The organism is Martinezella miluonensis, assembly GCF_900094545.1.
Taxonomy (GTDB): Bacteria; Pseudomonadota; Alphaproteobacteria; order Rhizobiales; family Rhizobiaceae; genus Rhizobium; species Rhizobium miluonense.
Window position 1 is genome coordinate 1 of record NZ_FMAH01000080.1, and the last position, 11,064, is coordinate 11,064.

9 protein-coding genes are annotated in these 11,064 nt (G+C 60.2%); 3 read left to right on the plus strand and 6 right to left on the minus strand.

The features are described 5' to 3' along the window. Positions 1-129: 129 nt before the first annotated feature. A complete protein-coding gene (locus GA0061102_RS31800; RefSeq protein WP_092856597.1) occupies positions 130-615 on the minus strand; it encodes a peroxiredoxin in 486 nt (161 codons plus the stop codon). Between the two features lie 84 nt (positions 616-699). Continuing rightward, a complete protein-coding gene (locus tag GA0061102_RS31805) occupies positions 700-1,539 on the minus strand; it encodes a protein-disulfide reductase DsbD domain-containing protein (RefSeq protein WP_167668109.1) in 840 nt (279 codons plus the stop codon). A 139-nt stretch (positions 1,540-1,678) separates the two neighbouring features. On the opposite strand from GA0061102_RS31805, the gene GA0061102_RS31810 reads away from it, so the two are divergent. Further along, entirely contained in the window at positions 1,679-2,284 is a 606-nt protein-coding gene (locus tag GA0061102_RS31810) for a YqgE/AlgH family protein (protein ID WP_092856600.1), read from the plus strand. Positions 2,285-2,573: 289 nt separating this feature from the next. Continuing rightward, positions 2,574-3,632 carry a zinc-binding metallopeptidase family protein gene (locus GA0061102_RS31815; RefSeq protein ID WP_092856603.1) on the plus strand — a complete coding sequence of 353 codons (1,059 nt, stop codon included), beginning with the start codon at positions 2,574-2,576 and terminating at the stop codon, positions 3,630-3,632. A gap of 36 nt (positions 3,633-3,668) precedes the next feature. Here the strand turns inward: GA0061102_RS31815 and GA0061102_RS31820 are convergent, their stop codons facing one another. Genes GA0061102_RS31820 through thrC form a run of 4 tightly spaced genes read right to left on the minus strand, consistent with a single transcriptional unit; the run spans position 3,669 to position 9,959 of the window. Further along, the gene (locus tag GA0061102_RS31820) at positions 3,669-6,581 is read right to left on the minus strand and encodes an EAL domain-containing protein (protein ID WP_092856605.1); all 2,913 of its coding nucleotides are present in this window, start codon (positions 6,579-6,581) and stop codon (positions 3,669-3,671) included. After that, complete coding sequence (locus GA0061102_RS31825) at positions 6,578-7,192, minus strand: GNAT family N-acetyltransferase (RefSeq protein WP_092856608.1); 615 nt, start codon at positions 7,190-7,192, stop codon at positions 6,578-6,580. Before GA0061102_RS31825 ends, GA0061102_RS31820 begins: the two co-directional genes overlap by 4 nt. Before the next feature lie 50 nt (positions 7,193-7,242). Continuing rightward, the gene (locus tag GA0061102_RS31830; protein ID WP_092856611.1) at positions 7,243-8,541 is read right to left on the minus strand and encodes a M16 family metallopeptidase; all 1,299 of its coding nucleotides are present in this window, start codon (positions 8,539-8,541) and stop codon (positions 7,243-7,245) included. 20 nt (positions 8,542-8,561) lie between these two features. Then, entirely contained in the window at positions 8,562-9,959 is a 1,398-nt protein-coding gene (thrC, locus tag GA0061102_RS31835) for a threonine synthase (protein ID WP_092856612.1), read from the minus strand. 313 nt (positions 9,960-10,272) lie between these two features. On the opposite strand from thrC, the gene GA0061102_RS31840 reads away from it, so the two are divergent. Continuing rightward, positions 10,273-10,893, plus strand: coding sequence for a hypothetical protein (locus tag GA0061102_RS31840; RefSeq protein ID WP_092856614.1), 621 nt, complete (start codon positions 10,273-10,275; stop codon positions 10,891-10,893). The last annotated feature ends 171 nt before the right edge of the window (positions 10,894-11,064 follow it).

Below are 11,064 nucleotides of genomic sequence, written 5' to 3' on the forward strand. Positions count from 1 at the left end.
CACCATAAACATAACATCAAAACCCGCATAGACCCAGAAACCAAAAGAGGCCCCGGTCAAACCGGAGCCTCCAAACGTTTCCACACAGGCTGGTCGAGGCGCCCTTTCATCTCTAGCTGAAATTGGCGATCAAAGCTGCTCGATCATCGCCGCAGCGCCTGAAACTGTTGCCTGGCCAGGGCTTTCCTCGATGTTGAGCGTCTTCACCACGCCGTCTTCCACCAGCATGGAGTAACGCTTCGAGCGGACGCCGAGGCCGCCGGCGGAGAGGTCGATATCGAGGCCAAGCGCCTTGGCGAAGGAGCCGTCCCAGTCGGCGAGGAAATGGATCTTGCCCATGCCGCCGGACGATTGCGCCCAGGCGCCCATCACATGCCAGTCGTTGACCGCGATGACGGCGATATCATCGACACCCTTGGCGAGAATGGCGTCGCGATTTTCCAGATAGCCCGGCAGATGGTTGAGCGAGCAGGTGGGCGTAAAAGCGCCGGGAACGGCGAAGAGCACGACGCGCTTGCCGGCAAAGAGCTGCTCGGTGCTGATCTCGACCGGGCCGTCGGCGGTCTTTTCCTTGAAGGTGGCGGCGGGCAGTTTATCGCCGATTGCGATGGTCATGACTCTCTCCTTGGGACAAGATTTCGGGGCGCTTGAACCGCCTCCGATTGGACAGAAATTGTCGGGCAGAACTATAGATCCGGCCTATTTCAACGCAAGGCTAGTTTCCATGGCACGGTCGCCGTCGACGACCAGAACGCCCCAGGTTTTGCCCTTGATATCATAGTTCTTCGGCAGCTTGCCGATAGCAATATCGGTCGAGTAGGCGGTGCCTTCCCGCTTCGCATTCGCTTGTTGGAAGAACACATAACCCGCAGGACCGGTGACATAAACCGCCGGGGCATCTCCGGCCGCTTCCGGTAAAATGATGTGGAGCGAGAGGCTTTGCGCATCTGCCGACAGGCTGTGACCCTGAACGGTGAAATCGGAGGATGGCGCCTGCGGCAGCGAGGCTTTCGCCGCGTCCAGCAGGGCCAGTTCATGCGTCGTCGGTTGTTCGTCAGCTGGCAGTGACAGGGAATAATCCGCCTGGAAGGGGATGCAGATCTCTTTGCAGAGGCCGATGAAGGCGGTCAATTCCAGCTTTGCTGGAGACTTGCCTTCGATCTTGAAATCGAGCGGCAGCGTCACCGGCGCGTCGTAGCCGATCTCATGTATGTTGCCGACGATGATCTGCTTTGGAATGGGATAGCTGGCTTTCTCCAGCGTCACGCCGCTTCCGGGCTTGAGGGTGACCTGCGGCGGAATTCCGCTCTGGCCCGGTTCGCGCCAATAGGTGATCCAGCCGGGCTGCGGTTCGATCTGCAAAGCGGCGCGGATGTGGCCCTGCGTGTCCGGCGGCAGCGCCACAAGGCGCATGCGGCCGCCCTGGTTGTCAACCCAGTTGCTCATCGCGGCACGGGCAGGAAGGCCGAGGCAGAGAGTGGCGGCAAGCGCCGCGGCTGATAGGGTCGATAGGCGGGTGAAGGTAGCAAATCCGATCATGAAAACAGGACTTAACGGATCGGACGGAATGGAGCCAGCGCCGCATAAACAAGAAATGATCATTTTCAGTTGATTGATTTATGACATTGCCTCATCTTGTTTTTAGCGGTGCATTTATGAACTGCGGTCAGGAGGCACGATGTCCCTATCGACGCTGAAGAATAGACGCGAAAGAGGTTTGCTCGACGGTCAGTTCCTGATCGCCATGCCCGGCATGGAAGATCGGAACTTCAATCGGACGGTCATTTACATTTGCGCTCATTCCGATGCCGGGGCCATGGGTTTCGTCATTAACCGGCCGCAGAAGCTGACATTCACGGATGTCCTTTTGCATCTGGACATGATCAAGGACGAAGATGCCATTGTCCTTCCGGCGGACGCACGGGATTTCCCGATCCAGACCGGCGGTCCGGTTGAAAGCGGCCGCGGCTTCGTTCTGCATTCCGACGATTATCTCAGCGACAGCAGTATTCCGGTCAGCGACGATATTAGCCTGACGGCGACGCTCGATATCGTGCGGGCCATCTCCAAGGGAAGCGGGCCGAAACGCGCCACCATGCTGCTCGGCTATGCCGGCTGGGGGGCAGGGCAGCTCGAGGCGGAGATCAGCAACAATGGCTGGCTGAATTGCCCGGCAAAGGAAGAACTGATCTTCGATCGCAGCCTCGACAACAAATATGAGCGTGCCTTGGCGCTGATGGGAATCAATGCTGCGATGCTATCGCCGCATGCGGGTCACAGCTGAGCCGATCCACATTCTTTCGGAACGAAATGGCATTCGTCACGTTTTCCTGAAGGAGCGACGGCAATACCGCCGTGCCGGCCAAGGAGGCGTAGACATGAGCACTACGACCGACAAGGTATCCGGCAAGGTGAACGAAATCGCCGGCAAGGCCGAAGATAAGGTCGAGGGCGCCGTCGACCGGATGTGATCGGCTGCTTGTATTTACCAATCCATAATCGCTGCTGCGCCTCGCCTGTTTCGGAAACGTGGCAGGCTCTTTGCCGTGGCCGATAGATTTTGCGAGGGAAGCATGCGGCTTTTCACCTGCGACCATTGCGGTCAACCTGTGCATTTCGACAATAGGCAATGCGTCCGTTGCGGCCATCAGCTCGGCTTCGTTCCGGATCGTCTGGCAATTCATGCTCTGGAAGCCGATGGCGATTCGAACTGGCATCTCGTCTCCGAACCGGCACGGCACGTCCGTTTCTGCGCCAATGCCGGACTCGATATCTGCGACTGGCTCATCGATGCGGACGATCCGCAGCCCTATTGCGTCGCCTGCCGTCACAATCGCCTTGTACCAAACACCGACATGGAGCAGGGGATAGATCGCTGGCGGCGCATCGGGCAGGCTCAGCGGCATTTGTTCTATTCCCTTCTGCGCTGGAACCTGCCGCTTCCCGATCGGACGGAAGATCCTCAAGGCGGGTTGGTGTTCGATTTCCTGGAGGATGAAGTACAGGGCGACACCGTCGTCCCGGCCATGACCGGCCACGAGGAGGGGCTGATCGCCATCCGTGCTGCTGAAGCTGACGATGTGACGCGCGAGCAGGCGCGCACCTCGATGAACGAGCCTTACCGCACCTTGCTCGGTCACTTCCGCCACGAGACCGGGCATTTCATCTGGAATAAGCTCGTTCGAGACCGCGGCCAGTTCGATACCTTTCGTGCCGTCTTCGGCGACGAGCGTGCCGATTATGGCCTGGCGCTTCAGGTCCATTATGATAACGGCCCGCCCGCGAACTGGCAGGAAAGCTTCATTAGCGCCTATGCAAGCTCCCATCCTTGGGAGGATTTTGCCGAATGCTTCGCGCATTATGTGCATATCGTCGACACGCTGGAAACGGCGCGTTCCTTCGGCCTTGCGATCGACCCCCATAGCTATCACGACATGGCCACAGAAGTGGATTTCAATCCCTACAAGGCCGAAAGCGCCGATCAGCTCGTCAAGGCCTGGATCCCGTTGAGCGTAGCAATCAATTCCATCCAGCGCAGCATGGGCCAACCGGATTCCTATCCATTCATTCTCTCGCCGCCCGTGGTCGTGAAGCTTGACTATATACGGGAACTGGTTGGCGGCGCCGGATAGGCGCCGCAAGTCATCGACGATGATTGGGGAAATGCCTTAAGCGCGCCTCGTCAGCGGAAAGCGTTCCTTCAACAGACGGATCACGGAATCCGAACCCATCGGCGGGCCGAAGATGAAGCTCTGGCCGTAGGTGCAGCCGATCTTGGCAAGCTCCAGCGCATCCTCTTCGGATTCGATACCCTCGGCAACCACGCGCATGTTGAGCTCGCGCGCCATGGAAATGACCGAGCGCAGCAGGACCGCCTTCTTGTCGCTGTCGTCGCGGACCATCGCCTTATCGAGCTTGATCGTGTCGAAGGGGAAGCGGGTTAGATAGGCGAGCGATGAATAGCCGGTGCCGAAATCGTCGAGCGCCAGGCCGATGCCGGCGTCGCGCAGTTTGTCGAGCACGAGCCGCGCCTGTTCCGGATTCTCCATCACCTGCGATTCCGTCAGCTCCAACTTGATCCGGTGCGGATCGCAATGGGTCTTGGCGAGCAGGGCACGGATATCGTCATAAAGCTCGTTGTTGAGCAGCTGCACGCTGGAAAGATTGATGGAGACGAACAGCGGCAGGTCACCGGTCTGTCGCTGCCATGCCTTCAGATCGTTGGTGGCCTGCTCCAGCGCGAACATGCCGAGCGGGCCGATGATATCGGAAGCCTCGGCGATCGGGATGAACTCCGATGGCGGGATATTGCCCCGCTTCGGATGCTCCCAGCGCATCAACGCCTCAAAGCCCGCGACTTCAGCGTCCTCAAGGCGCACGATCGGCTGGTAGACGAGCGAAAGCTCCTTGCGCTCGACGGCGCGGCGCAGATCGGTTTCGAGCTGCAGCCGGTCGGTGCCGAAGCTGCGGAAGGCCGGCTGGAACGGCTCGACACGATTGCCGCCGGCGCGCTTGGCGCGGTACATGGCAAGCTCGGCGTCGCTCAGCATACCGGCCGCGTTCTCTTGCTGATCGACCCACGATGTCAGACCGACCGATGCCGTCAGGATGATCTCGCGGTTGGCGAAATTGATCGGCACCATGATCGCCTTGCTAATCGCATCGGCAAAATCGGCGACCTTGGCCGGATCGCGTTCGGAAACGAGGATGAGGCCGAACTGGTCGCCCGAAAGGCGGGCCAGCGTATCCTGCGGCTTCATGAGACGGCGAAGACGCCGCGTCAGCGCGATCAGGATATTGTCGCCTGCAGCAAAACCAAGGGTATCGTTGACGAGCTTGTAGCGGTCGATATCGATCATCATGACTGTCGGCCGCAACTGATTTCCATCGGATGCGAGCGTCAGAACGGACTGCAGGCGGTCGAGGAAGACCTGGCGGTTCGGCAATCCTGTCAGATTGTCGTGGACTGCGTCATGCAGCAGCCGCTCGATCGAGTTCTTCTGCTCGGTGATGTCGACGATGGTTCCGACGCAGCGAATGATCTCGCCGTTCGACCCAAGCACCGGCCGGGCCCGAATCGACAGCCAGTGGAAATGCCCATCCTCGGCTCGAATGCGGAATTCGTGGTTCAGCCGGCCGCGCCGATGTTCCAAAAGCACGTCGAGCGTGGCACGGAAACGGTCTCGATCATCGGGATGCAGTCGCGGCAACCAATTGCGCGCTGCGCCATGCATGGTGCCGGGCGAAAGGCCGAGCTTCATCGAGATATCGGGCGTTGTCACGACGCGGTCGCGTGCCACATCCCAGTCCCAGACAGTGTCGCCGGAACCGGTCAGCGCTAGGGATTGCCGCTCCAGATCCGAGAATAGACCCTGCTGGAAAGCGCCGCCTGCAAAGGCGTGCTGCATGACAGTGAAGCCGATCAGCAGGACGATCAGCACCAAGCCGCCGCCGAGCGCCGGCTGGATGATGTCGTTGTCGAGCTTGCCCATGACCGTCATCCAGGCCCCGAACAGCCAGACGAGGATCAAGGCCCAGGCGGGCACGAGCAGGATGGCGCGGTCATAGCGGCTGAAGCCGAGATAGATGATGAGCAGCAGGCCGGCCGTCGCCGTCAGCGCCAGCGACAGCCGCGCGATGCCGGCCGCGATCGACGGATCGTAGATCGCCACGCCGAAAAGCAACGCAAGGCCGAGGACCCAGGCGAGCGTCACATAGCCGAGATGGGCATGCCAGCGATTGAGATTGAGATAGGTGAACAGGAAGATCACCAGGCTCGACGCGAGCGCCACCTCCGCACAGGCACGCCATATTCGCTGATCGCTGGAGGTTATGCTGATGAGTTTGCCGAGGAAGCCGAAATCCACGCAGATATAGCCGAGCACCGCCCAGGCGAGCGCCGCCGTCGCCGGCAGCATCGACGTGCCCTTGACGACGAAGAGAATGGTAAGGAAGACAGCCAGCAGACCGGCGATGCCAAGCACGATGCCACGATAGAGCGTGAAGGCGTTGACCGTGTCTTTGTAAGCGTTCGGTTCCCAGAGATAGAGCTGCGGCAGGTTCGGAGACGAAAGCTCGGCAACGAAGGTAACGACGGCGCCGGGGTTCAGCGTGATGCGGAAAACGTCCGCCTCGTCGCTCGGCTGACGGTCGAGCGCGAAACCTTCGCTCGGCGTAATGGCGACGATGCGCTGCGAGCCGAGGTCGGGCCAGAACACCTTGGAATTCACCAGGCGGAAATGCGGGGCTACGATGACGCGCTCGAGCTGCTCTTCAGAAACGTTGGCGAGCGCAAAGACCGCCCAGTCGCCCTGGTGGTTCGCCGAAGAGGATCTGACCTCGATGCGTCGGCGAATGCCGTCGGCGCCGGCCGCCGTCGAAACCTGAAAAGCTTCGCCCTGATTGGTGTAGATTTCCGTCGTTGCCGTCAGGTCGAGAGCGGTATCGTCTCGCGAAATCTTTACGGGCTCGGCTGCCTGCGCCATTCCAGCGATCAACAGCAGCATGGTTGCCGCAAGCGCTGCGATCGGCGCGCGTAGCCGCCAGGCCATGTGCCGCGTCTGCATGAATCCGGCGATCATCGCTGGTCGGTGCTTTGATTCGGGCCGGCGTCGGATGCCAGCCTTGAAAACATCACATGGTCGCGCCACTGACCGTTGATTTTAAGATAACCGCGCAAATGACCTTCCCGCTGGAAACCGGCTTTTTCTAAAAGCCGCATGCTACGCTCGTTATCCGGAATACAGGCTGCTTCAATACGGTGCAACTCAAGTCCGGAAAAGATATAGGGTATAACCAACCGAAGTGCGGCGAACATGTGGCCCTGACCGGAATAGCGCTCGCCCATCCAATATCCGATCATGCAGCTCTGCGCAGCACCGCGGCGAATATAGCCGATCGTGATGCCGCCAACCAGCGTCATGTTTTCCCTGAGAAAAATGAAGAGCGGTATGGCCTGGCCGGAGTTGTATTCCTGCTTGCCCCTGATGATGCGCGCCCTATAGGCGCCCTCCGTCAGCTCGTCATGCCGCCAAGTCGGCTCCCAGGGCTCCAGAAAGCGCCGGCTTTCGGCCCTCAGCCTGTGCCACTGGTTGAAATCGGAGTAGCGCGGCAGGCGCAGCAAATATGTGTCGTCTTCGAGTTCAACCGCGTCCGGATGACGTGAGAGAAACCGAAAGACAGATTTTTGCATGCCGCCAAGCACTCCCCCGAGAATTGAACCCATCGGCTCGCGGCGTGCCCCTAGCCGCTCGCGCTTTTGGAGGCGCGCGCCGGTGACGACAGCGACGTGACGATGTCTTCCATCGGTGCAAGCTGTTCCAGCGGCCCGATCGCCGAAAGCGTCGGTACTGTATCGAAGAACAGCCGGCCGGCAAGATCGGTCAGGCGTTCGATGGTGATGCCCTGCAGGCGCTCAAGCATCTCCTGATTCGGGATCGGACGGCCGTAGAGCATCATCTGCCGGGCGACCTGACCGGCGCGAGCGGCCGGGCTTTCCTGGCCCATCAGAAGCTGCGCACGAATCTGCGCGCGGGCGCGCTCGATTTCCTGCTGCTGGATGTCGTGGGACGACTTGTGCAGCTCGGCCACGATGACGGGCAGCAATTCCGGCAGGTTCTCGCCGCCGGTCGCGGCGTGGATGCCGAAGATGCCTGTGTCGGAGAAGCCCCAGTGGAAGGCATAGACCGAATAACAGAGGCCGCGGAATTCGCGCACTTCCTGGAAGAGGCGCGAAGACATGCCGCCGCCGAGAATATTGGCGAGGATCTGCGAACAGTAGAAGTCGCGCGTGTGATAGGCGCGGCCTTCGAAGCCGAGCAGGATCTGCGCATCCATCAGGTCGCGCGTCTCGCGGATGTTGCCGCCGATATAGCGGGCAGGCTCGATAACGGGCGGAGCGGACGGTTTCGTCGGCAGGCTGGCGAAACGCTCCTCGACCTGACGCACGAAGCTTTCGTGATCGACTGCGCCGGCCGCCACGACGAACATGCGGTCGGTCGTATAGTTGCGGTCGAGATAGTGGCGAATCTGTTTCGGCGAGAAGGAGACGACGGTCTCCGGCGTGCCGAGGATGGCGCGGCCGAGCGTCTGGCCGCGATAGGCGACCTCGGAAAACTTGTCGAAGACCACGTCGTCGGGCGTGTCGTTCGCAGCGTTGATTTCCTGCAGGATGACTTGCTTTTCGCGCGCGAGTTCCTCTTCGTCGAAAGCGGATTCGGTCAGGATATCGGCAAGGATATCGACGGCGAGCGGCACATGGTCCTTCAATACGCGGGCATAATAAGAGGTGGTTTCGGTCGAAGTGGCGGCATTGACTTCGCCGCCGACATTCTCGATTTCCTCGGCGATCTGCCGGGCGCTGCGCCGCGCCGTGCCCTTGAACGCCATATGCTCGAGCAGATGGGCGATCCCGTGTTCTGCCTCGGTCTCGTTACGCGAACCCGACTTGATCCAAACGCCGAGTGCCACGCTTTCGAGGTGTGGCATCGATTGGGTCGCTACTGTCAGCCCGGACGCAAGCCGGGTGCACTCCACTGTCATCGCCTGTCTTTCCGCGTCTGTTATTCGCCGGCCCGGGTGCGCTTGCCGATAAAGCTTTCAACGGCCATAAGCTCCGGATCGAGAATGTCGAAACGCTCCTCCCTGGTCATCAGACCAGCAAGCCACGTCGGAAGCGCCGGGTCAATACCGCAGGCGGATTTTACTGCGGCAGGGAATTTTGCCGGATGCGCGGTCGCAAGCGTCACCATCGGGCTTGTCGACCGCTCGTTCTTCTCGGCGACGAAGGCGCCGATCGCCGTATGCGGATCGAGCAGATAGCCCGTATCGGCAAGCGTTTTGCGGATCGTTTCCGCCACCTGCTTCTCGCTGGCGCGACCGGCGCGGAAGTCCTTCTTGATGAACTTCTGGGCCTCTTCGCTGATCGAAAAACCGTTCGACTGCTTCAGGCTCTCCATGGCGGCGCGCACCTTGGAGGCGTCGCGGCCGTTGGCTTCGAACAGCAGCCGTTCGAAGTTGGAGGAGATCTGGATATCCATCGATGGCGAGGTAGTGGCTTTGACTTCGCGCATCTCGTAGCGGCCGGTTTTCAGCATGCGGGCGAGGATGTCGTTTTCATTGGTGGCAATGACCAGGCGTTCGATCGGCAGGCCCATGCGCTTGGCGACGTAGCCGGCAAAAATGTCGCCGAAATTGCCCGTCGGCACCGTGAAGGAAATTTTCCGATCCGGGCCGCCCAGCGCGACAGCCGTCGTAAAGTAATAGACCACCTGCGCCATGATCCGCGCCCAGTTGATCGAATTGACGCCGGACAGCTTGACCTTGTCGCGGAAGGCGGCGTCGTTGAACATGGCTTTGACGAGGTTCTGGCAATCGTCGAAATTGCCCTTGACCGCCAGTGCATGAACGTTCGCCGCCGTCGAAGTGGTCATCTGGCGCTGCTGTACCGGCGAAACCTTGCCATGCGGGAAGAGAATGAAGATGTCGGTGCGCTCACGTCCGGCAAAGGCGTCGATCGCTGCACCACCGGTATCGCCCGACGTGGCACCGACGATGGTTGCCCGCTGGCCGCGCTTTTCCAGCGCATAGTCCATCAGCCGCGCGAGCAGCTGCATGGCGACGTCCTTGAAGGCGAGTGTCGTGCCATGGAAAAGCTCCATGACGAAGCTGTTCGGCCCGGTCTGGACGAGGGGCGCCACCGCGGGATGCCGGAAGGTGGCATAGGCATCGTCGATCATGCCGCGGAAGACATCCGCCGGGATCTCGCCATTGGTAAAGGGCGACAGGACGGCGAAAGCGACCTCCTGGTAGCTCTTGCCGCGAAAGGCGCGGATTTCCTTTTTCGGCAGCGTCGGCCATTCACGAGGAACATAAAGCCCGCCATCGCGAGCAAGACCGGCCAGGAGGGCGTCGCAGAAGCCAAGGGCAGGGGCTTCTCCCCGCGTTGAAATGTAGTCCACGGTTTAGAATTCCTTTGGTCGCAAAATTGCCTGAGTGATCGATTGAGAGGGTAGAGGAACGAAGCGACGGCGGCCCGTCTTTTTGCGTCGGATCAGCCGCGTGGTTTTCGCGTTTGCGCAAGGCGCGCGGGATCGGCGCCATGTGGAGGTTGTTTCCGGCAATCTGTCGATCTCGAAAAGTGAGCCAAAACGGTGTCTACCCAATCGATTTTTCGTTGCGTCGCTGGTATAGACCAACGCCAAGTGTCATAAAAGGCCCGTTTGACAGGCTGCAGACCGATAATGTGAAATATATGGAGAGGGTGGAATAATAGTGTTTGGCAAGGTTTCGCGTCGTCTTTTCTCCGCTTCGCTTCTGGCATTGCTGACGGGTTGCAGCACTCTGGGTATTGGCGGCAACAATGACAAGCAGCCCGCAACGGAAGTAACGGTTGCGCCGCAAGCTGCGGCTCCGGGTGCCACGCCGACGGGCGGTCAGGCCTACATCGCCGGCAAGTGCCCCCAGGCGGTTATCCGGGACGATGACTCGGTCTATCGCACCTACGCCAAGGGCGCCAAGGACGATCCGAAGCAGCTGATCTACCAGGCCTCGCTGGCTCAGGCGACCCGCCAGTGCACCAGCGACGGCACCAGCCTCGGCATTAACGTCGTAGCGCAGGGACGTCTGGTTGCCGGCCCGATGGGCAGCTCGGGCAAGGTGACCCTGCCGATCCATGTCGCCGTCATGGACAACGACAACGCCCTTTACAGCAAGACCATCAACTATGTCGCCGAGATCCCGCCGGGCGAGACCACGGCGCAGTTCCTGTTTACCGACAATGATATCCAGGTCGCCGGCGGCTCCGGTGGCTTCACGATCGTGCAGATTAGCTTCGACCAAGGCCCACAGAAGCCTGTGAAGGGCGCAAAGCCGGTGCGCAAGAAGCGTCATTAAGATATTTGATCACGGCCCGTGCGTAACAACGCTGGGCCGTGATAGGTTGAAAAGAAAAGGCCCCGCCTGAGAGCGCGGCCTCAGACCGCTGACAAACCCGTCGATATTTTCGGCGGGTTTTGTGTTTGCGGATTGATGCTTTTGAGAAGGTGGCGTTTCGATTTTGTTGAA